27 protein-coding genes and 1 pseudogene are annotated in these 25,204 nt (G+C 72.3%); 22 read left to right on the top strand and 6 right to left on the bottom strand.

The features are described 5' to 3' along the window. Positions 1-31 precede the first annotated feature (31 nt). The 5 genes from ACQPY4_RS26265 (at position 32) to ACQPY4_RS26245 (ending at position 6,262) form a co-directional block, all read left to right on the top strand. The gene (locus ACQPY4_RS26265; protein WP_433325071.1) at positions 32-1,198 is read left to right on the top strand and encodes a pyridoxal phosphate-dependent aminotransferase; all 1,167 of its coding nucleotides are present in this window, start codon (positions 32-34) and stop codon (positions 1,196-1,198) included. An 87-nt stretch (positions 1,199-1,285) separates the two neighbouring features. Continuing rightward, positions 1,286-3,349 (top strand): glycoside hydrolase family 31 protein, encoded by a 2,064-nt coding sequence (locus ACQPY4_RS26260; protein WP_433325070.1) that lies wholly within the window; start codon positions 1,286-1,288, stop codon positions 3,347-3,349. 83 nt (positions 3,350-3,432) lie between these two features. Next, positions 3,433-4,380 (top strand): carbamate kinase, encoded by a 948-nt coding sequence (locus ACQPY4_RS26255; RefSeq protein ID WP_433325069.1) that lies wholly within the window; start codon positions 3,433-3,435, stop codon positions 4,378-4,380. Between the two features lie 4 nt (positions 4,381-4,384). Then, a complete protein-coding gene (locus ACQPY4_RS26250; protein WP_433325068.1) occupies positions 4,385-5,494 on the top strand; it encodes a ring-opening amidohydrolase in 1,110 nt (369 codons plus the stop codon). 72 nt (positions 5,495-5,566) lie between these two features. Then, on the top strand, positions 5,567-6,262 hold the full coding sequence (locus tag ACQPY4_RS26245) for an SseB family protein (protein ID WP_433325067.1): 696 nt from the start codon (positions 5,567-5,569) through the stop codon (positions 6,260-6,262). Here the strand turns inward: ACQPY4_RS26245 and ACQPY4_RS26240 are convergent. Continuing rightward, positions 6,259-7,071, bottom strand: coding sequence for an SAM-dependent methyltransferase (locus tag ACQPY4_RS26240; RefSeq protein ID WP_433325066.1), 813 nt, complete (start codon positions 7,069-7,071; stop codon positions 6,259-6,261). The genes ACQPY4_RS26245 and ACQPY4_RS26240 overlap by 4 nt on opposite strands. 105 nt (positions 7,072-7,176) lie before the next feature. Here ACQPY4_RS26240 and ACQPY4_RS26235 point away from each other — a divergent pair, with 105 nt between their 5' ends. The 3 genes and pseudogenes from ACQPY4_RS26235 to ACQPY4_RS26225 all read left to right on the top strand — a co-directional run bounded on the left by ACQPY4_RS26235 (position 7,177) and on the right by ACQPY4_RS26225 (position 8,793). Further along, positions 7,177-7,950 carry a phytanoyl-CoA dioxygenase family protein gene (locus tag ACQPY4_RS26235; RefSeq protein ID WP_433325065.1) on the top strand — a complete coding sequence of 258 codons (774 nt, stop codon included), beginning with the start codon at positions 7,177-7,179 and terminating at the stop codon, positions 7,948-7,950. A gap of 289 nt (positions 7,951-8,239) precedes the next feature. Then, positions 8,240-8,452 (top strand): annotated as a pseudogene (locus ACQPY4_RS26230) (glycine--tRNA ligase subunit beta); the annotation flags it as partial. Between the two features lie 158 nt (positions 8,453-8,610). Then, complete coding sequence (locus ACQPY4_RS26225) at positions 8,611-8,793, top strand: hypothetical protein (RefSeq protein ID WP_433325064.1); 183 nt, start codon at positions 8,611-8,613, stop codon at positions 8,791-8,793. Here the strand turns inward: ACQPY4_RS26225 and ACQPY4_RS26220 are convergent. After that, the gene (locus ACQPY4_RS26220; RefSeq protein ID WP_433325062.1) at positions 8,729-9,085 is read right to left on the bottom strand and encodes a helix-turn-helix domain-containing protein; all 357 of its coding nucleotides are present in this window, start codon (positions 9,083-9,085) and stop codon (positions 8,729-8,731) included. The genes ACQPY4_RS26225 and ACQPY4_RS26220 overlap by 65 nt on opposite strands. Next, complete coding sequence (locus tag ACQPY4_RS26215; RefSeq protein WP_433325060.1) at positions 9,082-9,228, bottom strand: hypothetical protein; 147 nt, start codon at positions 9,226-9,228, stop codon at positions 9,082-9,084. The genes ACQPY4_RS26220 and ACQPY4_RS26215 overlap by 4 nt, the downstream gene beginning before the upstream one ends. 290 nt (positions 9,229-9,518) lie before the next feature. On the opposite strand from ACQPY4_RS26215, the gene ACQPY4_RS26210 reads away from it, so the two are divergent. The 5 genes from ACQPY4_RS26210 to aroQ are packed head-to-tail and all read left to right on the top strand — an operon-like array spanning position 9,519 to position 13,215. Continuing rightward, on the top strand, positions 9,519-9,965 hold the full coding sequence (locus tag ACQPY4_RS26210) for a hypothetical protein (RefSeq protein ID WP_433325058.1): 447 nt from the start codon (positions 9,519-9,521) through the stop codon (positions 9,963-9,965). A gap of 49 nt (positions 9,966-10,014) precedes the next feature. Next, positions 10,015-11,193, top strand: coding sequence for a chorismate synthase (gene aroC, locus ACQPY4_RS26205; protein ID WP_433325056.1), 1,179 nt, complete (start codon positions 10,015-10,017; stop codon positions 11,191-11,193). A gap of 14 nt (positions 11,194-11,207) precedes the next feature. Next, positions 11,208-11,711, top strand: coding sequence for a shikimate kinase (locus ACQPY4_RS26200; RefSeq protein ID WP_433325054.1), 504 nt, complete (start codon positions 11,208-11,210; stop codon positions 11,709-11,711). Next, entirely contained in the window at positions 11,708-12,784 is a 1,077-nt protein-coding gene (gene aroB / locus ACQPY4_RS26195; protein WP_433325052.1) for a 3-dehydroquinate synthase, read from the top strand. Before ACQPY4_RS26200 ends, aroB begins: the two co-directional genes overlap by 4 nt. Beyond that, positions 12,781-13,215: a type II 3-dehydroquinate dehydratase gene (aroQ, locus tag ACQPY4_RS26190; protein ID WP_433325050.1), complete on the top strand. Its 435-nt coding sequence runs from the start codon at positions 12,781-12,783 to the stop codon at positions 13,213-13,215. Before aroB ends, aroQ begins: the two co-directional genes overlap by 4 nt. On the opposite strand, the gene ACQPY4_RS26185 is transcribed toward aroQ, so the two are convergent. Then, the gene (locus ACQPY4_RS26185) at positions 13,212-13,790 is read right to left on the bottom strand and encodes a TetR/AcrR family transcriptional regulator (RefSeq protein ID WP_433325048.1); all 579 of its coding nucleotides are present in this window, start codon (positions 13,788-13,790) and stop codon (positions 13,212-13,214) included. The two genes, aroQ and ACQPY4_RS26185, sit on opposite strands and share 4 nt — an antisense overlap. Positions 13,791-13,897: 107 nt before the next feature. Here ACQPY4_RS26185 and ACQPY4_RS26180 point away from each other — a divergent pair, with 107 nt between their 5' ends. The 9 genes from ACQPY4_RS26180 to ACQPY4_RS26140 all read left to right on the top strand — a co-directional run bounded on the left by ACQPY4_RS26180 (position 13,898) and on the right by ACQPY4_RS26140 (position 21,409). Beyond that, positions 13,898-14,353 (top strand): PaaI family thioesterase, encoded by a 456-nt coding sequence (locus ACQPY4_RS26180; protein ID WP_433325046.1) that lies wholly within the window; start codon positions 13,898-13,900, stop codon positions 14,351-14,353. A 42-nt stretch (positions 14,354-14,395) separates the two neighbouring features. Beyond that, positions 14,396-15,061 (top strand): enoyl-CoA hydratase/isomerase family protein, encoded by a 666-nt coding sequence (locus tag ACQPY4_RS26175; protein WP_433339034.1) that lies wholly within the window; start codon positions 14,396-14,398, stop codon positions 15,059-15,061. 73 nt (positions 15,062-15,134) lie between these two features. Then, positions 15,135-16,181, top strand: coding sequence for an LLM class F420-dependent oxidoreductase (locus ACQPY4_RS26170; protein WP_433325044.1), 1,047 nt, complete (start codon positions 15,135-15,137; stop codon positions 16,179-16,181). 58 nt (positions 16,182-16,239) lie between these two features. Further along, positions 16,240-17,310, top strand: coding sequence for a M24 family metallopeptidase (locus ACQPY4_RS26165; protein WP_433325042.1), 1,071 nt, complete (start codon positions 16,240-16,242; stop codon positions 17,308-17,310). Positions 17,311-17,383: 73 nt separating this feature from the next. Continuing rightward, positions 17,384-17,941: an elongation factor P gene (efp, locus tag ACQPY4_RS26160; protein ID WP_433325040.1), complete on the top strand. Its 558-nt coding sequence runs from the start codon at positions 17,384-17,386 to the stop codon at positions 17,939-17,941. A gap of 27 nt (positions 17,942-17,968) precedes the next feature. Continuing rightward, positions 17,969-18,385 (top strand): transcription antitermination factor NusB, encoded by a 417-nt coding sequence (gene nusB / locus ACQPY4_RS26155; RefSeq protein ID WP_433325038.1) that lies wholly within the window; start codon positions 17,969-17,971, stop codon positions 18,383-18,385. 427 nt (positions 18,386-18,812) lie between these two features. Beyond that, a complete protein-coding gene (locus ACQPY4_RS26150) occupies positions 18,813-19,589 on the top strand; it encodes a methyltransferase domain-containing protein (protein WP_433325036.1) in 777 nt (258 codons plus the stop codon). Then, entirely contained in the window at positions 19,586-20,872 is a 1,287-nt protein-coding gene (locus ACQPY4_RS26145) for a DNA polymerase IV (RefSeq protein ID WP_433325034.1), read from the top strand. Before ACQPY4_RS26150 ends, ACQPY4_RS26145 begins: the two co-directional genes overlap by 4 nt. A 147-nt stretch (positions 20,873-21,019) precedes the next feature. Continuing rightward, entirely contained in the window at positions 21,020-21,409 is a 390-nt protein-coding gene (locus ACQPY4_RS26140) for a DUF3040 domain-containing protein (protein WP_433325032.1), read from the top strand. 86 nt (positions 21,410-21,495) lie between these two features. Here the strand turns inward: ACQPY4_RS26140 and ACQPY4_RS26135 are convergent, their stop codons facing one another. Together ACQPY4_RS26135 and ACQPY4_RS26130 are read right to left on the bottom strand one after the other, a co-directional pair. Continuing rightward, positions 21,496-23,940 carry a transglutaminase TgpA family protein gene (locus ACQPY4_RS26135; protein WP_433325030.1) on the bottom strand — a complete coding sequence of 815 codons (2,445 nt, stop codon included), beginning with the start codon at positions 23,938-23,940 and terminating at the stop codon, positions 21,496-21,498. Then, positions 23,937-25,181, bottom strand: a complete 1,245-nt coding sequence (locus ACQPY4_RS26130; protein WP_433325028.1) for a DUF58 domain-containing protein — start codon at positions 25,179-25,181, stop codon at positions 23,937-23,939. The genes ACQPY4_RS26135 and ACQPY4_RS26130 overlap by 4 nt, the downstream gene beginning before the upstream one ends. Between the last annotated feature and the right edge of the window lie 23 nt (positions 25,182-25,204).

Genomic DNA, 25,204 nt, shown 5'->3' with positions numbered 1-25,204 from the left:
CACGATCACGGAGCCGAATTAGGGTGGCGGGGTGAGCGAACCTCTCGTACCGCGCATGCAGGGATTCGGCACCACGATCTTCGCCGAGATGTCGGCGCTCGCCGTGGAGACCGGCTCCATCAACCTCGGCCAGGGCTTCCCCGACACCGACGGGCCCCCGGCGATGCTCGACACCGCGATCGAGGCCATCAGGTCCGGCCTCAACCAATACCCGCCGGGTCCGGGCCTGCCCGAGCTCAGGCAGGCGGTCGCCGACCAGAAGCGCGAGCGCTACGGCCTGTCCTACGACCCGGCGGCGGAGGTCTTCGTGACCGTCGGCGCCACCGAGGGCATCGCCGCCTCGGTGCTCGCCCTGACCGGGCCGGGCGACGAGGTCATCGCCTTCGAGCCCACCTACGACTCCTACGCGGCCACGATCGCGCTGGCCGGGGCCGTGCTGCGCCCGGTCACGCTCCGTCCCGACGGCGGGCGCTTCACCTTCGACCCGGACGAGCTGCGCGCGGCCGTCGGCCCGCGCACCCGGATGATCCTGGTCAACTCGCCGCACAACCCGGTGGGGACGGTCTTCACCCGCGACGAGCTCGAACTGATCGCCGGGCTGTGCCGCGAGCACGACCTGGTCGCCCTCACCGACGAGGTGTACGAGTATCTGACCTTCGACGGCGCCGAGCACATCCCGCTGGCGACCCTCCCCGGGATGCGCGAGCGCACGGTCGCGGTCTCCTCGGTCGGCAAGACCTTCTCGGTCACCGGCTGGAAGACCGGGTGGGTCACCGCACCCGCGCCCTACATACGGGCGGTCCAGACCGTCAAGCAGTTCACGACCTTCGCGGTCGGCGGCCCCTGGCAGCGCGCCACGGCGTACGCGCTGGGCAACGAGCTGCCCTGGGTCGAGGAGCTGCGCGCCTCGCTCCAGGCCAAGCGGGACCGGCTGATCACCGGTCTGGAGGCGGCCGGGTTCACCGCGTTCCGGCCGCAGGGCACCTACTTCGTCCAGACCGACATCGGCCCGCTGGGCTTCAAGGACGGCGTCGAGCTGGCCCGGGCGCTGCCCGGCAAGGCAGGGGTGGTGGCCATCCCCAGCCAGGTCTTCTACCAGCGCCCGGACGAGGGCGCCCGGTTCGTGCGCTTCGCGTTCTGCAAGAAGGACGAGGTGATCGACGAGGCGGTGGAGCGGCTGCGACGCGTGACGGGGTGATCTTGATCTGAGAGGGAGTGCGTATATACGCTTGCGAACCGCAAGAACCGCTCATAAACGAGCATTGACGCGCTCAACCTCTGTGAGGTGCCCGTGCCGCACTCCCTCTCCCGCGCCCTGGCCGCGCTGGTCCTCCTCGGACCGGTGGCGGCCGTCGCCACCGCCTCTCCCGCCTCCGGCGAGGCGCCCGGCCTCCGCCAGGACGACCGGACGATCACGCTCAAGCACCGCGACTACGAGCTCCGGATCGCCAAGGAGCCGTTCGCGATCACCACCCGCCGCGCCGGACGCACCGTGCTCGCCACGGCCGCGTCCGGCGCGCTCGACTTCACCGGGCCCAGCGGACGCGCCACCGCCACCCGGGTGACCAGGACGTCCTGGACAGGCGGCGTGCTCACGCTGACCGTCGCCACCACCGACCCGAGCGCCGCGCTCCGCGTCACGATCACGCCGGGATCCGACCGCTACCGGCTCGACAGCACCGTCGAGGGGGTCAAGGCCACCGCCACCGGCGTCCACTACGACCTGAAGTCCGGCGGGCACTGGTACGGCCACGGCGAGGCCAAGAGCGACGCCGAGGGCGAGCCCGCCACCCTCCAGCCCTGGCCGCTGGACGCGGCGAAGGGGAACCAGCAGGTCAACGACGAGAAGTTCGGGCCCGCGTCCTACCTGATGCTCGAACCGTTCTGGTTCACCAAGACCGCCGCCGGGGTCTATGTCGACACCAAGAACCTCATGCGGGTCTCGCTCGGCCGCCGCAACGCGGGCGTCGCCGACCTCGACGTCACCGACACCGGTTCGCTGCGGACGACGGTCTTCGTCGAGAAGAACGCCCGCCGCGTGTACGAGGACTACGTCGGCATCGCGGGCAAGCCCGAGAAGAGCGACGCCACCCCCGAGCAGTACGCCACGCCGCTCTGGAACACCTGGGCGCAGTACTATTCCACGATCGACCAGAAGAACTTCCTCGACTACGCCCGACGCATCAAGGCGTCGAAGATCCCGGGCCACACCATGTCGCTGGACGACGGGTGGATGAAGCACTACGGCGACTTCGAGTGGAACACCACCAAGTACCCCGACCCCAAGGCCATGTCCGACGAGATCCACAAGATGGGTTACAAGTTCGGCCTGTGGGTCACCCAGTGGATCAACCTGGACGCCGACAACTACGAGCTGGCCAAGCGGAAGGGCTACCTGCTCAAGTCCAAGGACGACCCGAACACGCCGTGCACCGTCACCTGGTGGAACGGCAAGGCCGGGCTCATCGACCTGGGCAACCCCGCCGCCTACAAGTGGTACGAGGACCATCTGCACGCGCTGGAGAAGGACTACGGCGTGGACGGCTTCAAGTTCGACACCCGCTTCTTCGACGAGCGCTGCGCCCCCGCCTCGGGCCTGGACGCCGCCGACTACCGAAGGCTCGGCGCCGAGCTCGCCGACGGCTTCGACCAGCAGGGCATCGGCATCCGCGTGCACTGGACCGGCGCGCAGAAGTACGGCTTCGTCACCCGGCAGGTCGACAAGGGCACCGACTGGAGCTCGCTGCGCGCCTCGGTCACCCAGAACCTGGCGATCTCGACCGTCGGCTACCCCTTCGTCGAGACCGACATGATCGGCGGCTCGTCCTCGATGCCGCCGCCCACCAAGGAGGTCCTGGTCCGCTGGGCGCAGTCCGCCGCCGCGATGCCGCTGGTGTACTCGTCCACGGCGCCCGACAAGGTGTGGGACTTCGTCAACAAGAAGTGGGTGGTGTACCCGCCCGAGGTCGCCGAGCTTTACGGGAAGGCGATGCGGCTTCACCAAGCCCTGAACCCCTACATCCAGGACCAGGTCAAGCGGGCCGTGGCGAGCAACGAGCCGATCATGAAGCCGCTGTTCTTCAACTTCCCGAAGGACGAGGCCGCCTACACCGTGAGCGACGAGTGGCTGCTGGGCGACTCGCTGCTGGCCGCGCCCGTGCTCACCGAGGGCACCTCCCGCGACGTCCACCTGCCGCCCGGCACCTGGTACGACGTCGCCCGGGGCAAGGTCGTCAACGGCGGCGACCTGCGCGGCTACCAGGCCGATCTCGGCACGCTGCCGCTGTTCGTCAAGATGGGCACGCCCGACACCAAGCGCCTGATCGCGGCGATCCAGAGCGCGAGGTAACGGCGCGAGTTGCCGAAGGGACGGCGCCGGTTGGGCGGATCTCGCCCAGGCGGCGCCGTCCCGCGCGCCGATAGCGTCGGCGAATGGGCAGGGGGACGGGCGAGCGGGTGCTGATCGCGCTGGGCGGCAACGCCATGACCGCGCCCGACGGCAGCGCCACGCCCGGCGACCAGGCCGCCTCGGTCGCGGTCGCGATGGAGCGGGTCGCCGAGCTGGTGGCCGACGGCGCCACGGTCGCGCTCACCCACGGCAACGGGCCCCAGGTCGGCAATCTGCTGATCAAGAACCAGCTCGCCGCGCACGTCGTCCCGCCGGTCCCGCTGGACTGGTGCGGCGCCCAGACCCAGGCCACCGTCGGCGTCCTGATCATGAACGCGCTGGGCCGCGCCCTGGCCGCCCGCGGCGCCGAGCGCCCGGTCTCGACCGTCGTGACCCGCACCCGCGTCGACGCCGCCGACCCCGGCTTCGCCGCCCCGGCCAAGCCCGTCGGACGCTACTTCCCCGAAGACGAGGCCCGGCGCTGCACGGCGATGGGCCAGTCATGGAAGCCGTTCGGCGAGCGCGGCTGGCGGCGCGTGGTCGCCTCGCCCGAGCCGCTGGAGATCCTGGACGCCGCCGCGGCCGCGCTGCTGCTGGAGGCCGGGCACGTCGTCGTCGCGGCGGGCGGCGGGGGAGTGCCCGTCGTGCGCGACGGCGACGTCCTGCGCGGCGTCGAGGCCGTCGTCGACAAGGACCTGGCCGCCCAGCTGCTCGCCCGGGAGCTGGGCGCGTCCACGCTGGTCATCGCCACCGACGTGGAACACGTGATCGCGGGGTACGGGACCCCGGACGGGCGCGCGCTGCGCCGCACCACCGTCGCCGAGCTCGGCGCGCTGGCGCGGGCCGGGCACTTCCCCGACGGCAGCATGGGCCCGAAGGTGGAGGCGGCGCGGAGGTTCGTCGCCGCCGGCGGCCGGCGCGCGGTGATCACCTCGCTCGACCGGATCACCGACGCGGTCCGCGGCAAGGCAGGAACCATCATCGAGGAGTGACGACGTGCCCGATCCGATCGAAGTGCGCAAGGTGGCCATCGAGAGCGTGACCGACGCCTCCGGGCTGGTCCGACTCATCGACGACGGCGTCCTGTCGGCCGACCGGGTCCTGGCCGTGGTCGGCAAGACCGAGGGCAACGGCGGCGTCAACGACTACACGCGGCTGCTGGCCGACCGGGCGTTCCGCGAGGTGCTGCTCGCCAAGGGCACCCGGAGCGAGGACGAGGTGCGGCGCGTCCCGCTGGTGTGGTCGGGCGGCACCGACGGCGTGCTGAGCCCGCACGCCACGATCTTCGCGACCGTCGACCCGGCGTCGGTGACGCCCACCGACGAGCCGAGGCTGTCGGTCGGGGTGGCGATGAGCGAGGTCATCCTGCCCGAGGACATCGGCCGTCCCGCGATGGTCGAGACCGTCGCGGCCGGGGTGCGCGAGGCCATGAAGGCCGCCGGGATCGACGACCCCGCCGACGTCCACTACGTGCAGACCAAGACGCCGCTGCTGACGCTCGACACCATCAACGACGCCAAGGGCCGGGGCCGCACGGTCGTCACCGAGGACACCCTCAAGTCGATGGACATCTCCAACTCCACCACCGCGCTCGGCATCGCCGTGGCGCTCGGCGAGATCGAGACGCCCGCCGCCGAGCAGATCCACAAGGACCTCTCGCTGTACTCCTCGGTGGCGTCGTGCTCGTCGGGCGTGGAGCTCGACCGCGCGCAGATCGTCGTCGTCGGCAACGTGCGCGGCATCGGCGGCCGCTACCGCGCCGGCCACGGCGTCATGCGCGACGCCCTGGACGCCGACGGCGTGTGGGACGCCATCCGCGCGTCCGGGCTCGACCTGCCCGAACGTCCGCGCACCGCCGACCTCGGTGAACGCCTGGTGAACGTCTTCATCAAGTGCGAGGCCGACCCGTCCGGATCGGTCCGGGGCCGCCGCAACATCATGCTGGACGACTCCGACGTGCACTGGCACCGCCAGATCAAGGCGTGCGTCGGGGGAGTGGCGGCCTCGGTCACCGGCGACCCGGCGGTGTTCGTCTCGGTCGCCGCCGTCCACCAGGGCCCGTCGGGCGGCGGCACCGTCGCGGCGATCGCCGACCTCGCCGAGTGATCGACGCCTCACTTACGCAATGTATGTAAACCGTAGCCCTCGGTGCGCGTCGTTGCCTATACGCTCGTTGCCGTGTCCGGAAAGACGATTCCCGAACCCCAGTTCCCCGCGGACGACGGCAGCCCCGACCCGCGGCTGGCCGAGGCGCTCGCCGGATTCGCGGCCGGGCGCGTCGGCGAGCACGTCGTGCTCCAGGAGCTGTACGACTCGCGCCTGCTGGTCCCGGTGGTCGCCGTCCTCACCGAGGAGGAGGACGTCGCCCCCGGCGAACTGCGCCGCGAGAAGTCCAGCGACATGGCCCTGCCGACCCTCGTCGGCGAGGACGGCCGCCGGGGCGTCCTGGGCTTCACCTCCAACGAGACCATGAAGGCCTGGCGGGCCGACGCCCGCCCGGTCGCCGTGCACGCCCGGCAGGCCTGCCTGGCCGCCCTCGACGAGGGCGCGCACGCGCTGGTCGTCGACGTGGCGGGCCCGGTGCCCTTCGCCGTCGACGGCCTGCGCCTGCACCTGCTGGCCGAGGGCCGCGCGATACCGCCCCCGCACGAGGACCCGGAGGTCCTGGCCGCGATCGAGGCGGCGTTCGGGGGCGACTCGGGCGTCGAGCGCGTCCGCGTCACCAAGGGCGTCGGCGCCGAACTGGCCATCAGGTTCGGCATCGCCGCCGGTCACGACGAGCGCGTCACCGTCCAGCGGGTCTCCGACCGCCTGGCCGAACTCCTGCGCGGCCGCATCGTCGGCGGCGTCGAGCTGAACGTCATCCGCTCCTAGGGGACGCGGGCCAGGCCGCTCAGGGCGTCCACCTCGTCGGGCTGCGGCCACGGCCCGGCCTCGGGCCGCCACCGCGACACCGACACCACACCGGGCTCCAGCAGCTCGAGCCCGTCGAAGAACCGCGCGATCTGCGCGGGCGTGCGCAACCGATAGGGGTCGCCGCCCTCCGCGCGGGTCTGCTCGGCCTTGGCGGCCGCTTCGGGCAGCACCATCTTCGTCCCGTCCTCCAGGGCCAGGAAGCTCCCGGACGGCAGCGCCCCCACCAGCCGGTGACGGATCGCCAGGGCCTCATCGTCGTCGTGCACGTTCCCGAGAATCCCCAGCATCATCAGCCCGATCGGCTGGGAGAAGTCGAGCGTCTCGGCCGCCCCCGCCAGGATCTTGTCGGGATCACGGACATCGGCGTCGATATACGAACACGCGCCACTGGGACTGCTGTTCAGCAACGCCCGCGCGTGCACCAGCACAAGCGGATCATTGTCGACGTACACGATGCGGCACTCGGGCACGATCCGCTGCGCCACCTCATGGGTGTTGTCGACCACCGGCAGCCCGGTACCGATGTCAAGGAACTGGCGGATGCCCTCCTCCGCGACCAGATACCGCACAGCACGCCCGAGAAAGGCACGGGTATGCCGCGCGATGTCGACGATCCCCGGATAGAGCTCCCGGACCTTGTCCCCGACCTCACGGTCAGCGGGGTAATTGTCCTTGCCACCGAGCCAGTAGTTCCAGACACGGGCCGAATGAGGAACATTCGGGTTCAACCCGGGCGGCCTCTCCTGGTCCAACGGGTCCTGATCCATCGCTGTGCCTTTCCTCCGAGTGGCCCCAAACCGCCCCCGGGCATGACGTTAGCGCGGAAACAAACCGTTCGCTCGCCCCGGCCCCCGCACGCCATCCTGATCGCCATGAACGACCCAGAAGTGACGTCCTTCATCGAGGACGGTTTCGTAAAGGTGGAGGGCGCGTTCCCCCGCGAGATCGCCGCGGAATGCCGCCGCGTCATGTGGCCGGACACCGGCTGCGACCCCGACGACCGCTCCACATGGACAAAGCCCGTAGTGCGCCTCTTCCACTACGCCCAAGAGCCCTTCCGCATCGCCGCCAACACACCGGCGCTCCACAGCGCCTTCGACACCCTCGTGGGCCCGGGCCGCTGGGTGCCGCGTCCCGGCCTGGGCACCGTCCCGGTCCGCTTCCCGAGCGAGGAGGACCCCGGCGACGACGGCTGGCACGTGGAGTCGAGCTTCGAGGGCGACGACCCCGCCGACTTCATGTCCTGGCGCACCAACGTCGAGTCCAAGGGCCGCGCCCTCCTGCTGCTCTTCCTGTTCTCCGACGTAGGCGAGAACGACGCCCCCACCCGCATCAGAACCGGCTCCCACCTCGACGTCGCCCCGATCCTCGAACCCGCAGGCGAGGCGGGCCTGCCCTTCATGGAATTGGCCCGCCGCGCCGAGGCCGCCACCGAGCACCGCCCGGTCGTCCACGCCACCGGCCGCGCGGGCGACGTCTACCTCGTCCACCCCTTCGTCGTCCACGCCGCCCAACCCCACCGAGGCACCGAACCCCGCTTCATGGCCCAACCCCCACTCCACCCAGCCGAACCCCTGACCCTGCACCGCCCGGACGGCACCTACTCCCCAGTCGAACAGGCCATCCGCCAAGCCCTCGGCCGCTGACCCCACCCACCCCGCCGAGACCGGCCCCGCAGGACGCCCTGATCCGCCTCATCACCCAGCCCACGAACACCGAGGCCGGCGCGGCACACCCCCGCCACCGCCCTGCGCGTCCTGGGGCCCCGAACCTTGGAGAGCGGCCCACACCGAACCCAGCGTCCGCCCGCACGACTCCCACCACGGCAACAACCCAACCTCCAGACCCAACGCCGCGCCGAACTCGGCCACCTGCCGGGCGACACAGGGGTGCGCCCCCACCCTCCCGGAGCTCTCCGCGCCCGGCACGTTCGCGCTGGAGATCGGGGCGGAGGAACCTCCGCCCGGCGAGCCCGAGCGCGCCGCCGCCCACCTCGCCCGCGAGCTGACCCGAGCACTGGAGGCAGCGGGCCTGTCCACCGACGCGTGCGGGCACCATGTCACCAGCACGCCCCGCCGCCTCGTCGTGATCGTCACCGACCTGGAGCCAGGCGAGCCCGACACCGAGCAGGTCGTCAAGGGCCCCCACCTGGCGGCCGCCTACGACGCCGATGGCGCCCCGACCCCGGCCCTGCGCGGCTTCGCGCGGCCAGGGCGTCGATCCGGCGGAGGTCGGCCAGGTGACCGTGGACGGCGGCGAGTACGGGGGCCTCATCCGGCGGGTGGCGGGGCCGTCCCGCCGCGCGGGTGCTGGCCGAACTGCTCCCCGCCCTGGTCGGCGGCCTGCGTGCCGAGAAGAACATGCGCTGGAACGCCCCCGGCCTCGCCTACGCCCGCCCGATCCGGCGGCGGGCCTCGGGCCTCGTCACCCGGTCAGGGCGAGGACGTCGCCAGGTGCGGTGGTCTCGTCACCGGGGTCGCCGACGGTGACGGCGAACCTGACGCCGAGGGCCCGGCCGAGGCGGTCAAGGACGGCCAGGGTCGGCACGCCGCCGCCACCGGCCTCCAGCCGTGAGATGGCGGGCTGGGTCATGCCTGCACGCTTGGCCAGCTCCCGCTGGGAGATCCCCAGCGCGGTCCGGCGCTGGTAGACGGCACGGCCGAGCGCGATCTCAAGCTTGGCCATCTGGCGGGCGGCGCGATACTCGGCGGTGTCGCGCTTGGCGGCCAGTGCCGGGACGTCGCCGAGGACTACATGGCGACGCGGGGCGGTGCTGGTCATGATCGGCCCTCGTCCGGGGTTTCGATGACACCGATGGTCAGGTCGGTGTCGTGTTCGGCCTCACAGATCGTCTTGGCCCGCTTCGCGCGGGCGACGTGATGTCGCTCGTTGTCTCGCGTCTTGCGGAAGACGGTGAGCAGCACGATCCGCTCATCGCCTGCGAACCACTAGGCGATCCGCATGTCCATGGGGTGCAGGTGGACCCGCAGCTCCCACACGCCGTCGAGCCAGTCCACCACTTCTGGCTCGAATCTCGAACTTCCCCAGGATGCATCGGATGGGATATCCCCGTTAGGAGCAGGGGCTAGTTCCCGGGCGGGCCGCTACTAGCGGGGCTGGTGCTCCTCGCGCGAGGCGAGGCCGAGCGCGGTGCGCCTGCGAGCGTGGTCGGGCTCTGCGCTGCGTTGCCGACCGGCTTGACCTGCTGACCGGCGTGTTCGCCGTGGATGACGGCCTGCAACATCAGCCCGTCGAGGTCGCGGCCGGTGTGCTGGACGAGGCCGCGCGGTTCGTGGCGCGGCGCTTCGAGCAGACCCTGCTGGACGCGGGCCACCCCGTTCACGTCGCCCGGGCCGTTCTGCCGCATGCCGGGGCGCCCGCTCGCGCCGTCAGGGCCGCGGACGATCTGACCGTCCTGCTGCGCAGCGGCCGCTTTCTGGACCTGGCCACGGCCGTCCGGCGCGTCCTGCGGATCGTCCCGGCGGGCACCGAGGCGGTGTTCGCCGAGGCCGCCGCGCCGCTGCGTCAAGCGGTCGGTGTCTACTTCGACGACGTCCTGGTCATGGACGGCGACGCGGGTGTCAGGGCCAACCGTCTGGGGTTCCTGGCGGCCGTGCGGGAGCTGGTTTCGGGGGTGCTTGACTGGGGTGAGCTTCCCTGACCTGGTGGGCCGTGCGCGGGGACGTTCGTGGGGATGGAAGGATTGGGCCATGCTGCGCTGGTTGACCGCGGGGGAGTCCCATGGCCCGGCCCTCACCGCGATCGTGGAGGGCCTTCCGGCTGGTGTGCGCGTGACCTCGGGTGACATCGCCGAGGCCCTGCGCCGCCGCCGGCTCGGGCACGGGCGGGGTGCCCGGATGAAGTTCGAGCAGGACAAGGTCTCGATCCTGGGCGGTGTGCGCCACGGCGTGACCCAGGGCGGGCCCGTGGCGATTGAGGTCGGCAACACCGAGTGGCCCAAGTGGGAGACGGTGATGTCGGCCGATCCGGTCGATCCCGATGTGCTGGCCGCGCAGGCGCGTAACGCGCCGCTGTCGCAGCCGAGGCCGGGGCATGCTGATTTGGTCGGCATGCAGAAGTACGGGTTCGACGACGCGCGGCCGGTGCTTGAACGGGCCAGTGCCCGGGAGACGGCCGCTCGGGTCGCGTTGGGAGAGGTGGCCCGGCAGTTCCTGCGTCAGGCGCTCGGTGTCGAGGTGCTCAGCCATGTGGTGGCGCTCGGTGAGGTCGCGGCGCCGGACGGGCTCGTCCCCGAACCCGGTGACCTCGGCGTCATCGATGAGAGCCCCGTCCGGTGTCTCGACCCCGCGACCAGTGAGGCGATGGTCGCGCACATCGACGAGCTGAAGCGGGCCGGTGACACCATCGGGGGCGTGGTCGAGGTCGTGGCGCACGGGTTGCCGCCGGGCCTGGGCAGCCATGTGCACTGGGACCGCAGGCTCGACTCGCGTCTGGCCGGAATTCTGATGGGCATCCAGGCGATCAAGGGCGTCGAGGTCGGCGACGGGTTCACCACCGCCAGGCGGCCCGGTTCGCGTGCCCACGACGAGATCGACAACACCGCCGACGGCATCCGGCGGCGCACCAACCGCGCGGGCGGCATCGAGGGCGGCATGACCACCGGCGAGGTGCTGCGTGTGCGCGCCGCGATGAAGCCGATCTCCACCGTCCCGCGCAGGCTCGACACCATCGACGTCAAGACCGGCGAGCCCGCCAAGGCCATCAACCAGCGCAGCGACGTCACGGCCGTTCCGGCGGCGGGGGTCGTCGCCGAGGCGATGGTCGCGCTGGTGCTGGCCGACGCCGCGCTGGAGAAGTTCGGCGGCGACTCGGTGGAGGAGACCGCGCGCAACCTGCGGGGCTACGTGTCCTCGCTCGCGATCAAGTAGGGAACCCTCGACACATGACGCGACCCAAGGCGGTGCTCATCGGCCCGCCAGGCTCGGGCAAGTCCACCATCGGCGCCGCGCTGGCCGAGCGGCTCGGCGTCGCGCTGCGCGACACCGACGCCGACGCCGAGGCGGCGGCGGGCAAGCCGATCGGCGAGATCTTCATCGACGACGGCGAGGAGCGCTTCCGCGAGCTGGAGCACGCGGCCGTCCGCGCGGCGCTTGCCGAGCACGACGGCGTGCTCGCGCTCGGCGGCGGCGCCGTCCTGTCGCCCGCGACCCAGGAGCTGCTGGACGGCCACACCGTCGTCTACCTCAAGGTCGGGCTCTCGGAGGCGGTCAAGCGCGTCGGCCTGGCCTCGGCCCGGCCGCTGCTCGTGCTGAACCCCCGCAGCCAGCTGCGCAAGCTGCTGGAGGAGCGGCTCCCGATCTACGAGCGGCTGGGCACCCTGCACGTCGACACCGACGAGCGGGACCCGGACGACATCGTCGAAGAGATCGTCAAGGAGCTGGGATGACGGCCTCGCGCATCCACGTCGGGGGCGCCGACCCCTACGACGTGGTGATCGGCACCGGCATCCTGGGTGATCTGCCTGGTTTGCTCGGCGATCGCGTCCGGACGGTCGCGGTGGTGCACGCCGAGGGGCTCGCCGAGATCGCCCGCCCGGCCCAGGGCGTCCTGGAGCGCGCGGGGTACACCGTCCACGCGCTCCCGGTGCCGGACGGCGAGGCCGCCAAGGACGTCGCCGTCCTGGCGGGGCTCTGGTCGCGCTTCGCCGAGCTCGGCATGACCCGCTCCGACGCGATCGTCGGCGTGGGCGGCGGCGCCACCACCGACCTGGCGGGCTTCGCCGCCGCGTCCTGGCTGCGCGGCGTCCGGGTCGTGCTGGTCCCCACCACGCTCCTGGCCATGGTCGACGCCGCCGTGGGCGGCAAGACCGGCATCAACATCCCCGAGGGCAAGAACCTCGTGGGCGCGTTCCACCCGCCCGCGGGCGTCCTGTGCGATCTGGCCACGCTCGTGACCATGGAGCGCGAGGACTACATCAGCGGTCTTGCCGAGATCATCAAGGCCGGTTTCATCGCCGACCCCAAGATCCTCGACCTGGTGGAGGACGACCCCGAGGGCGCCGCCACCCCCGAGGGGCCCCACACCCGCGAGCTGGTCGAGCGCGCCGTCCAGGTCAAGGCCGACATCGTCGCCGCCGACCTGCGCGAGAGCGGCCTGCGCGAGTTCCTCAACTACGGCCACACCCTGGCCCACGCCATCGAGAAGGCCGAGGAGTACCGCTTCAGGCACGGCCACGCCGTCTCGATCGGCATGGTCTACGCCGCCGAGCTGTCCCGCCTGGCGGGCCGTCTGGCCCCGGCCGAGGTCGAGCGCCACCGCTCCGTCCTGACCTCCGTGGGCCTCCCGGTCTCCTACGCCGCCGACGCCTGGCCCGAGCTTCGCGCCACCATGACCATCGACAAGAAGTCGCGGGGCGCCACGCTCCGCTTCGTCGTCCTCGACTCCACCGCCACTCCCGCCCGCCTGGAGGCCCCCGAGGAGTCCCTCCTCCAGGCCGCCTACCAGAAGGTCGCCCGATGAACCGTGTGCTCGTGCTCAATGGCCCGAACCTGCGGCGGCTGGGCACTCGCGAGCCGGATGTCTACGGGGCGGCGACCTTCGACGACCTGGCGACGCTGTGCCGCGACACGGGGCAGCGGCTCGGGCTGGACGTCGAGGTGCGGCAGACCGACGACGAGGCCGAGCTGATCCGGTGGGTGCACGAGGCCGCCGACGAGCGGCTGCCGGTCGTGCTCAACCCGGCGGCGTTCACGCACTACTCCTACGCGCTGCGGGACGCGCTGGCGCAGCGCACGGCGCCGCTGATCGAGGTGCACATCTCCAATCCGGCGGCGCGCGAGGAGTTCCGGCACACCTCCGTGGTCGCCGGGGTGGCGACCGGGACGATCGCCGGGTTCGGCCTCAAGTCGTATGTGCTGGCCCTGCACGCCCTCGCCGACGAGGCGTCCTAGGCGTCCTGGAAGGTGGCCGCCCGGGTCATCTCCTTGAGCTCGGCGACGACCTCGTCCAGCGCGCGCAGGTCGCGGTGGGCGCGGCACAGGATCGTGGCGCCCTCGACGGCCGAGACGATCAGGGTGGCCAGCCGGGCGGCGCGGGCGTCGGGGACGCCGGAGTTGGCCAGGCCCGTCACCAGGGTGTCCTGCCAGCGGTCGAAGGCGGCCGCCGCCGCGGCGGCGAGCTGCGGGGCGTCCTCGTGCGACTCGACGGTCACCGCCACCACCGGGCAGCCCGCCCGGAAGTCGCTCTTGACCAGGACCTGGCGCCACCAGGCGACGAAGGCGTCGACGGCCGAGGCCGCGTCGCCGCCCTCGACGGCCGCCTGGATGCCGGCGTTGAGGAACTCGCCCGCGTAGCGGACGGCCTCCTCCGCCAGCTGGACCTTGCCCCCGGGGAAGTGGTGGTAGATCGACCCGCGCGGCGCGCCGCTGTGGGTGATGACGTCGCGGAAGCCCGTCCCGCTGTAGCCCCTCTCGCGGAAGAGATAGGCGGCGCTGCGCACCATGCGCTCGCGGCTGTCGGTCCCCATGGAAGCCATTATGACCTTCATCATAGGCTTTCCGGGTTGACCATGACGCTTGTCATACACGATCGTCGGTATGACGGTCGTCATACCTAATCGGAAAGCGGGAGGTCATGGGGGAGACGCGAACGACGGCGGGCCTGGAGCAGCTCAAGGAGTTGCTCGCCCTGGGCGTCGAACAGGGTGTCGGGGTCGGGAGCCTGCTCGGCATGACCATCGAGAGCCTGGAGCCCGGACGCGTGGTCTTCGGCCTCACGCCGAGGCCCGAGTTCAGCAACCCGCTGGGCACCGTGCACGGCGGGATCCTGTCGACGCTGCTCGACTCGGCGATGGGCTGCGCGGTGCACACCTCGCTGCCCGAGGGCGCCGGGTACACCACGCTGGAGCTCAAGGTGAACTTCATCAGGCCGGTCCCGGTCGAAGGAGGACGCCTGACCTGCGAGGGAACCGTGATCCACGGGGGTAGGAAGGTCGCGACGACCGAGGGACGCGTGACCGACGCCGAGGGGCGGCTCGTCGCGCACGGAACCAGTACCTGCATGGTGTTCCCGCCCCCTACCGGCCAGTAGGGTCGGGGCAGGCACCGAAGAATGGAGAGCTCCGTGAGCGACCTGATCGACCTGCGGCGCGACGGCGACGTGCACATCCTGCGCTTCGACGCGGGCGAGAACCGCTTCGGCCCCGACTTCCTCGACGCGGTCGAGGGCGCGCTCGACTCCCTCGAAGGCGCCGAGGGGCCGGGTGCGCTGGTCACCACGGGGACGGGCAAGTTCTACTCCAACGGCCTCGACCTCGACTGGCTGGGCGCCAACGAGGACAAGTTCGAGCCCTACCTGGAGCGGGTCCACGGCCTGTACGCGCGGCTCCTGTCCCTGCCGCTGCCGACGGTGGCGGCGGTCAACGGCCATGCCTTCGCCGGGGGCGGGATGCTCGTCCTCGCCCACGACTTCGCCGTCATGCGCGACGACCGGGGCTACTTCTGCCTGCCCGAGGTCGACCTCGGAATGAGCTTCACCCCGGGCATGAGCGCGCTGATCCAGGCGCGCCTGACCGCCCCGGTCGCGCACGAGGCGATGATCACCGGCCGCCGCTACACCGCCGCGCAGGCCCTGGACGCCGGGTTCGTCCAGCGGACGGCACCGGAGGACGGCGTCCTGCCCGCGGCGCTCGAGCTCGCCGCGTCCCTCGCGCCCAAGCAGGGAAAGAGCGTCGGGCGCATCCGCGCCGGCATGTACGGCCCGGCGCTCGCGGCGCTGCGCGGGCCCGCGCTGGGGTGACCCCCGGGTCCCGCCGGCAAGCGCCGCGTCACTAATCTAGAATCAGATTCGGTCCACGGAGAGGGGCGCTGGGATGCGCGTCGGGATGGTCATCAACTACTCGGGCGGCTTCAAGGAGACGGTCGACGAGCTCGCCGACTACGAGAAGGCCGGGCTCGACATCGTCTACGTCGCCGAGGCCTACAGCTTCGACGCGGTGAGCCAGCTGGGCTACATCGCGGCCAGGACCGAGCGGCTGGAGATCGCCTCCGGCATCCTGCCGATCTACTCGCGGACGCCCACGCTGCTGGCCATGACCGCCGCCGGGCTCGACTACGTCTCCGACGGCCGCTTCACGCTGGGCCTCGGCGCGTCCGGCCCCCAGGTGATCGAGGGCTTCCACGGCGTGCCCTACACCGCCCCCCTCGGACGCACCCGCGAGGTCATCGAGATCTGCCGCAAGGTCTGGAAGCGCGAGCGCCTCCAGCACGAGGGCAAGCACTACTCCATGCCGCTGCCCGAGGGCAAGGGCACCGGCCTCGGCAAGCCCCTGAAGATCATCAACCACCCGGTCCGCCCCGACATCCCCGTCCTGGTCGCCGCGATCGGCCCCAAGAACGTCCAGCTGACCGCCGAGATCGCCAACGGCTGGCAGCCGATCTTCTACCTCCCCGAGAAGTCCGCCGACGTCTGGGGCGCCTCCCTGGCCGCGGGCAAGGCCAAGCGCGACCCCGCGCTGGGCGAGCTGGACGTCGTCGGCCAGGCCGCGCTGGCGATCGGCGACGACGTCCAGGGCTTCCTGGAGTTCGGGCGCCCGATGGCCGCGCTCTACATCGGCGGCATGGGCGCCAAGGGCAAGAACTTCTACAACGACCTCTGCCGCCGCTACGGGTGGGAGAAGGAGGCCGAGGAGATCCAGGACCTCTACCTGGACGGCAAGAAGGACGAGGCCGCCGCCAAGGTGCCCTACGAGCTGCTGGAGAAGATGTCGCTCATCGGCACCGAGGGGCACGTCCGCGAGCGCCTGGCCGCCATGAAGGAGTCCGGCGTCACCACGCTGAACGTCACCCCGATCGCCGGCGACCACAAGAGCCGCGTCGCGCTGATCGAGAAGATCAAGGAGATGGCCGCCGACCTCTGAGCGGGCGCGGGCCGATCGCGTGACGCCCGGTCGGCCCGCTGCACTAGAGTCGGACGGCATGGGACAGACGCACGCGGAACGGCGTGCGCGGCTGGCCGCGCTGGTCGCCGCCGCCGAACTGGACGCCCTGCTGGTCACCCGGCTCGTCAACGTCCGCTACCTGACCGGGCTCGACAGCTCCAACGCCGCGCTGCTGGTCAGGGCCGAGGGCCCCGCGCTGCTGGCCACCGACGGCCGCTACGCGGGCATGGTCGAAGCCGTCTGCCCCGAGCTCGAGGTCGAGGTCGACCGCATGACCGCCCGAGCGCTCACCGCGTCCGCCGGGGTCCGCCGCCTGGGCTTCGAGGCGCACGCCGTCACCGTCGCCGAGCACACCGCGCTCACCGCCCTGGAAGGCGCGCCCGAACTCGTCCCGGCCGGGACGCTCGTCGAAGACCTCCGCACGGTCAAGGACGAGCACGAGCTTGCCCTGCTCGGCCACGCGTGCGCCCTCACCGACCGCGCCTTCGAGGCCGTCCTGCCCATGATCGCGCCGGGGGCGACCGAGCGGGAGATCGCCATCGCGCTGGAGCGCGCCATGATCGACCTCGGCGCCGAGGGCCCCGCGTTCGCCTCGATCGTGGCGTCCGGGCAGAACGGCGCCGTCCCGCACCACCACCCCGCGGACCGCGAGATCGCCCGCGGCGACCTGGTGACCCTCGACTTCGGCGCGCGCTACGGCGGCTACCACGCCGACATGACCCGCACCGTGGCCGCCGGCGCGGTCGCCCAATGGCAGCGCGACCTCTACGACCTGGTCAGGAAGGCCCAGCAGGCCGCCGTGGACGCGGCGACACCGGACGCCGAGATCACGGCCGTGGACGCCGCCGCCCGTGACATCATCGAGGCGGCCGGGCACGGCGGCGACTTCCCCCACGCCGTGGGGCACGGCGTCGGCCTGGAGATCGGTGAGGCCCCGCTCATGGGGTACGGCAGGACCGGTAAGCTGAGGGATCGAGTTCCGATCACCGCCGAGCCCGGGGTCTACCTCGCCGGCCGGGGCGGAGTCCGCATCGAGGACACCCTGGTCGTCAGGCCGGGTGGACCGGAGCTTCTCACCAAGACGACCAAGGATCTGCTCGTCCTGTGACACGGGACGGCCGGTCCGCGCACAAGGCACTGACCGAGGCGGGCGGGCCCGCCGGGGGGCAGGAGAGGACGCTGTGGCGACGACGAACGACCTGAAGAACGGCATGACGCTGAACATCGAGGGCCAGCTGTGGACGGTCCAGGAGTTCCAGCACGTCAAGCCCGGCAAGGGCCCGGCCTTCGTCCGCACGAAGATCAAGAACGTGCTCTCCGGCAAGACCGTCGACAAGACCTTCAACGCGGGCACCAAGGTCGAGGTCGCCAGCGTCGACAAGCGCGACATGCAGTACCTGTACCGCGAGGGCGAAGACTTCGTCTTCATGGACACCCAGACCTACGACCAGCCGCACATCCCGGCCTCGGTCGTCGGCAACGCCGCCAACTACATGCTCCCCGAGCAGATGGCCGTCATCGCCTTCAACAACGAGAACCCGCTCTACGTCGAGCTGCCCGCCGCGGTCGTGCTCGAGGTCACCGAGACCGAGCCGGGCCTGCAGGGCGACCGCTCCACCGGCGGCAGCAAGCCCGCCACGCTGGAGACCGGCGCCCAGATCGCCGTCCCGCTGTTCATCACCACCGGCGAGAAGGTCAAGGTCGACACCCGCTCCGGCGACTACCTCGGCCGCGGCTGAGATGGCTCTCACCACCGGAGCGGGCCGTTGAGCGCTCGCACCAAGGCCCGCAAGCTGGCGCTGGACGTGCTGTTCGCCGCCGAACTGCGGGAGGAGACGCCCCGGGCCGTGCTGGAGCAGCGCGGCCGGCCGAACACCGACGAGCTGTCGGAGTACGGCCACGCGGTGCGCATCATCGAGGGCGTCCAGGACCACAGCGAGCGGATCGACGAGCTGATCGCCACCTACGCCACGGGCTGGACCCTCGACCGGATGCCGGTCGTCGACCGCAACATCCTGCGGATGGGCGCGTTCGAACTGCTGTGGGTCGACGACGTCCCCGACGGTGTCGCGGTCAGCGAGGCCGTCGGCCTGGCCACCGAGCTGTCCACCGACGAGTCGCCCAGGTTCGTCAACGGCCTGCTCTCCCGCCTCCAGCAGCTCAAACCCTCCCTGAGCCTCTAGCGAGCCGCCGCCCCAAGGCGGCGGCTCGCCGCCAAGGGCAGCGAGGCCCCGAGTACTACGAGCCGCCACGCGGCGGCTGGACTGAGGAGCGCAGGGCGCTTGCGACCGGAGTGACGAGGGCAGCCGCCGCGTAAAGCGGCGGCTTGCCGCCGAGCGGAGGCGAGGCCATGGGCTTTGCGAGGCGCCGCGTGGCGGCTGGACTGAGGGGCGCAGGGAGCTTGCGACCTGAGTGACGGGGGAAGCCGCCGTGCGGAGGCGAGGCCATGGGCTTTGCGAGGCGCCGCGTGGCGGCTGGATTGAGGTGCGTGGGGGCTTGCGACCGGAGTGGCGAGGGCAGCCGTCGCGTGGAGCGGCGGTTCGCCGCCGAGCGGAGGCGAGGCCAGGGGCACTGCCCTGAGCACCACATGACTAGGGTGGGGGCTCGGACATGAGCGAGACGAGGGGGGTGGCCGTGGCCGCCCAGCACAAGCGGGGCCGGGCGAGCGGACGGATGCGCAGCGCGGTCCTGTGGGACGCGTTGCGCACGGTGCTCGACCGCATCGCCCCGGAGTCCGGGCCGAGCGACGTGGTCGACGTCGGCGGCGGCACCGGCGGCTTCGCCGTGCCGTTGGCCGAACTCGGCCACCGGGTCACCGTGGTGGACGCCAGTCCCGACGCGCTGGCCGCGCTGGAGCGCCGGGCCGCCGAGTCCGGAGTGACCGTCCGCGCCGTCCAGGGCGACGCCGACGCCCTGCTCGACCTGCTCGGCCCCGGCACCGCCGACCTCGTGCTGTGCCACAGCGTCCTTGAGTACGTCGACGACCCGGCCAAGGCGCTGGCCGCGCTCACCGGGACGGTCCGTCCCGGCGGCTCGGTCAGCGTGCTGGTCGCGGGCCAGGTGGCGGCGGCGCTCCACCGCGCCGTGGCCGGGCATTTCGACGACGCGCGCCGGGCCCTGACCGCGCCGGACGGCCGCTGGGGCGACCACGACCGGATGCCGCGCCGCTTCACCCGCGAGTCGCTGTCGGCGCTGGTGGAGGGCACCGGCCTGGAGGTCGGCGAGGTGCACGGCGTGCGGATCTTCGCCGATCTGGTGCCGAGCGCCCTCCAGGACGCCGAGCAGGATTCCGCCGAGGCCCTGCTGGCCCTGGAGGCGGCCGCGGCCGTCCACCCGGTCCTGCGCGACCTGGCCACCCAGCTCCACCTGCTCGCCCACAAGAGGTGAGCAGGAAGCAGCAGCTGCACCGGCCGGGGCCCCAGCCGGGGCCGCCGGCCGACGACACCGGCTGCTCGATCCTGCACGTCGACATGGACGCGTTCTTCGTCAGCGTCGAGCTGCTCGACCGCCCCGAGCTGCGCGGACGTCCGGTGGTCGTCGGCGGGGCGGGCGGCCGCGGCGTGGTCTCGGCCGCCTCCTACGAGGCGCGGGCCTACGGCGTCCACTCGGCCATGCCGATGACGCGGGCGCAGCGGCTGTGCCCCCGAGCCGTGGTGCTGCCGCCCCGGCACGAGAACTACGCCCGGGTCTCCGCGGCGGTCTTCGAGATCTTCCGGTCGGTCACGCCGCTGGTCGAGCCGCTCTCGCTGGACGAGGCGTTCCTCGACGTGGCCGGGGCGCTGCGCCGGCTGGGCCGTCCGGCCGAGATCGCCGCGATGATCCGCGCCCAGGTGCGCGAGCAGCAGGGCATCACGTGCTCGGTGGGCGTGGCGAGCACCAAGTTCGTCGCCAAGATGGCCTCCACCCTGTGCAAGCCAGACGGCCTCCAGGTCGTTCCGGCGGACGGGGTCGAGGAGTTCCTCCACCCGCTGCCCGTCGCGTCTCTGTGGGGCGTGGGGGAGCGTACAGAGGAGACTCTGACCCGGCTGGGCCTGCGGACGGTCGGCCAGATCGCCGGGGTGCCCCTGGCGACGCTCCAGCGCGAGCTCGGCAACGCGCTCGGGAGCCATCTGCACGCGCTGTCGTGGGGGCGCGACCCGCGCAGGGTCACACCGCACTCGCCGGACAAGAGCATCGGCGCGGAGGAGACCTTCGAGTCCGACATCGACGATCCGGAGATCATCCGGCGCGAGCTGCTGCGGCTGTCGGAGAAGGTCGGGGCGCGGTTGCGGGCCTCGGGGAACTCCGGAAGGACGGTCAGCGTCAAACTACGGATGGCGAACTTCAAAACGATCACCCGGGCCCGCACCCTGCCCGAGGCCACCGACCTCGCTCGTGTGATCTATGTCACAGCGTGCGAGCTCTATGCGGCTTCCGGTCTGGACCGGGTACGACTCCGCCTGGTCGGGGTCAGGGTCGAGAATCTCGGCCCCTCGGGTGAGGCTCCCCGCCAGCTCGCCATCGACGAACCGGAGAGCGGCTGGCGAGAGGCCGAACGCGCGATGGACCAGGTGGCACACCGGTTCGGCAGCGGAGCGGTCCGCCCCGCCGCGCTGGTCCGTCGCGCCGAGAGCGGGAGGTCGGACGGGATGGTACGTGACAGCGGCGACGATGGGGACGGGCGAGGATGACGCGCGGCTTTGGGATGACCGGCATGTGGTCTTCGGTTGGCCGTTTGCTTTCGTACGATTGTCCTGCCTCGTATTCTGGGCATATCACCGTTGAGGTTCCCGTCCCGCACCGGATACCCCGGGGTGGGGCTGTCGTTGGGAGGCGCCGTGCCGCTCTCTGAGCACGAGCAACGCATGCTCGAGCAGATCGAGCAGCAGTTGTACGCCGAGGATCCGAAGTTCGCTCATGCGGTCCGCTCGACCAACCCGCAGATCCACTACAAGCGGCGGATCGTCAAGGCCGCCCTTGGATTCGTGGTGGGCGTGTGCGCGCTGATGGCCGGTCTGGTCATGAACGCGGGCACGGCCACCATCGCGATCAGCGTGACCGGTTTCCTGCTCATGGTCCTGTGCTGCGTGTGGGCGCTGACGAGCTGGAAGCGCATGACCGGAATCGGAGCCGAGGCGGCCTCCGGCACCCGCGAGGGCAAGCCGGAGAAGACCGGGTTCATGGATCGGATGGAAGAACGCTGGCGCCGTCGCACCGAGGGTGAGTGACTCGGGGCGGCACACCGCGCTCTGACGGCTGATCGAGGAATCCGGTCGGGTAGCAGACCGAAGACCGGCCGCCCGGCCGCCGAAGATCAGCGGCGGGGCAGCCGGGGCAGGCGGCCGCCGATGTCCAGCCGGGCGGCGGCCTCCATCAGCCGCGCCGCCGCCGCGCGGAACCCGGTCAGGGCCGACGGCGGCATATAGCGCGCCCGCAGGCGGGCGCGCGTTCCGACCGAGGTCGCGAAGGCCTCGCGCACGGTCCTGACATCGGCGCGCAGCGTCTCGGCGGGCACGGCCGTCCGGGAACGCGAGTAGCGCGCCAGTTCCTCGGCGTGGGCGATCCGCCCCAGCGCCTTGGCGGCGTCCCCCTCCAGTTCCAGCAGGTCGCCCAGCCGCCGCGCGGCCGCGCGCGGCGAGTCGCTGGGCAGCCAGCGCAGCCCGTGGTCCTGCGCGTCGGCGTGCATCTCGCGCCAGGCGGCATGGGCGGCACCGCCCGCCCCGCCTCCGCCGGACGGCCCCGCGCCCCCGGGAGAGCCCCGGTCGCCCGGGCCGCTCCCCGGCGCGATCGCGGCCCACCTGCGCCGCCTCGCCAGCGCACGCGCCACCATCGGCGCCGCGAGCAGGAGGAGCACCAGGACGCCGCCCGACAGCCAGCCGACGGGGAACCCGCCCTCCTTGTCCTCTTCCAGGACGGGGGCCAGCTCGGGCGACTCGTTCTCGGCGCGGTTGCGGCGGCCCGACTGGGCGCCCGGCGTCTGCGAGGCGCCCTCCGACGCCTCGGGGCGCGGGACTTCCTCGCCCGGACGCGGCGTCCCGCTCTCGGACGACCGCTCGCTGTAGGACGGCGTCGTGGCCGTCCCCTGGCCCTGCGCCCCGGCCGGAGTGGGCTCGAACCGCACCCAGCCGGTGCCCTCGAAGTACAGCTCAGGCCAGGCGTGCGCGTCGCGGGACCGGACGACCCAGGTGCCCGACGGGTCGCGCGTCCCGGGGGTGTAGCCCATCGCCACCCGCGCGGGGATGCCGAGGACCCGGGCCAGCAACGCCATCGAGGCCGCGAACTGCTCGCAGTAGCCGCGCTTGCTGTGCTGGAGGAAGTCCACCAGGTCGTTGGGCTGCTTCGGGGCGGGGGCGTCCAGGGAGTAGGTGTAGCCGCCGTCCCGGGTGAACCACTGCTGGAGCTTCACCGCCTTCTCGTGCATGTTCGAGGTGCCCGCGGTGATCTCCTGGGCCATCCGCCGGACCTCGCCGGGCACCGAATCGGGGACGGAGGTGTACTCCCGGGTGATCTCGGTGGTGACCGGGACGCTGGCGCGCAGCTCGGTCTCGGTCGGCTCGGCCTGCGTGCTGGTCACCCGGTACTCGCGGCCGCCGGCCGAGTCGCTCAGCGAGTAGACCTGGAGCGTCGGGCCGTGCATCCGCCAGTCGCCCTTGATCGAGACCAGGCTCGGCGCGTACGGCAGCGGCAGGAACGTCATGCCCTTGACCTGGCGGCGGACCCTGACCTCCGTGCGGACCTCGCGGGTCTGGGCGGTCAGCAGGCCGGGCGGCGCGGGCAGGGCGCCGGCCTCGGAGAGCCGGTCCTTGGAGGTGCTCTTGAGCTGGGTGTAGGTCCAGCGCTCCCCGTCGAACCTGTCGAGCGCGTGCATCCGCAGGTACTCGGGCCGGGGGCTGTCGCTGGTGTAGGTCAGCACGATCGAGTCGTCCCGCCGGGTCAGCTCGCGTTTCAGGCTGACCATCGGGTCGGGGGTGGTGACGGTCTGCGTCCCGCCGCCGCTGCCGCCGCTCCCGGAGCCGAACATCCCCCGGGGCTGGATGCCGGGGATCGCCATGGGGATCAGGACGGCCAGCGCCACGGCCGCCGCCCCGATGCGGCGCCCGCTGGCCGCCAGCGCGCTGGAGTCGGGCCGCGCGCCGGGCGCCCGCTCGCCACTGTCGTCGGACCAGTACCGGGTGAAGACCGCACGTCCCCACCCGCCGACCTGCTCGCGCGCGTCGGTCATGAGCAGGGCCAGGAACCCCAGGGCGCCGACGCCGAACGCGAGCCAGCTGATGCCCTCGTCGCGGACGGCGGCCGGGACGCTGTACATCGCCAGCAGCGGCAGCCCGGCGGGCGCCGCCCGGCGCAGCCGGACCGCCAGCAGGTCGACCACGACGGCCACGACGCCGACCCCGGCGGCGACCATCAGCGAGATCCCGGGCACGAGCGGCACCGGCGCCGCGTACTGGTTGGCCGCGTCCCATCCCTCGCCGACCAGCTCGGCGAGCCGGGCCAGCGACGTCCGGGTGGGGATCACGCCCAGCACGGCCTCTTCCGAGGTGAACGCCACGGTCAGGTAGAGGTGCAGGGCCGCCAGCCCGCCCAGGGCGCTGATCACCGACGGGACGCGGAACCGCCGCACCACCAGCCCGCCGACCGCCACCGAGACCACCGCGCCCACCGCGTGCCAGAACCAGCTCGCCGAGGAGAACAGGGGATACAGCCCGATGGAGCCCGCCAGCGTCGCCAGCGCGGCCATGATGGTCATCTTCACTCTCATGGGGCGCCCCTGGCGAAGTCTTCGGTGGACTGGTCGGCCGTCGCCCAGGCGCGGGCCAGCTCGGCGGCCGACCGGACGACCAGCAGCCGCCAGCCCGCCCCGCGCAGCGTCCGCGCCGCGGTCTCGAACCCGGTGTCCTCGTCCGTCCTGATCAGGATGGCGATGTAGGTGGCCGTGCCGCGGCGGGCCGCGGCGACCTTCCTGGCCTCCTCGGCCTTCAGCGCGCCGAACACCGCGATCACCAGGCCGTCGCCCTCGCGGCCCTGGCCCGAGTTGCCGCGCAGCGCGGCCAGGCCCGGGGTCAGCGAGGGGACGTCGGAGGTGCGCGCGACCGCCAGCACGTCCAGCAGCGTGCCCTCGAACGACACCGAGGGCGCGAGCGTCTCACCGGCGTCGGTGACCAGCCGCAGGCCGATCCCGGCCCGGCCCAGGTGCACGCCGATCGAGGCGGCGATCGAGACCGCCTGCTCGAACGAGGAGGCGGGGCCGTCGCCCCAGTGCGCCGAGCGGCGGGTGTCGAGGAACAGGGTGCCGCTGCTCTGCCAGTGCTGCTCTTCCCTGCGCACCATCAGCTCGCCGCGCCTGGCGGTGGACCTCCAGTGGACGCGCCGCAGGTCGTCGCCGTGGCGGTACTCGCGCGGCGCGACGTCGTCCTCGCCCGCGGTGGAGATCGTCCGGGCGACGCTGTCGCCGCCGCCCGTCCAGGCGCCCATCAGCCGCCCGGACGGCAGCGGGATGATCGCGGGCGTGACCGTGAGCGTGTCGGCCTGGCTGAAGGAGCGGACCAGCTCCACCATCCCGAACGGGTCGGCCAGCCGGACGACCAGCGGGCCGATCCGGTAGCGCCCGCGCACGTCCGAGCGCAGCCGGTAGCTCAGCTCGCGCGCGCCCTCGGGCTCGACGCGGTCGAGCACGAACCTGGCGCGCCCGCCCAGCGTGTAGGGCACCTGGTCCTCGACCATGAGCAGCCCGCTCGGCAGCCGCGACACGTTCTCCAGGCGCAGGTCGACGCGGGTCTCGTGCCCGACGGGCAGCCGCGACGGGTCCAGCCGCCGCGCGCAGGCGAGCCGGTAGCGGGTCCGCGAGACCGCCAGTGTCGACAGCAGGGGGAGCACCAGCACCAGGACCCCGGCGCGCAGCAGGTCGCGCTCGCCCAGGACGAAGGCGCACACGATCGCGGTGGCCCCGGCGGCCACGAAGGACCGCCCGCGGGTGGTCAGGCCGGCGAGCGCTCTTCTCAAGAGGTCACTTCCCGGGGGTCGAG

It is taken from the genome of Spirillospora sp. CA-294931 (assembly GCF_050946795.1).
Lineage (GTDB): Bacteria > Actinomycetota > Actinomycetes > Streptosporangiales > Streptosporangiaceae > Spirillospora.
This window is presented reverse-complemented; position numbering and strand designations above follow the sequence as displayed.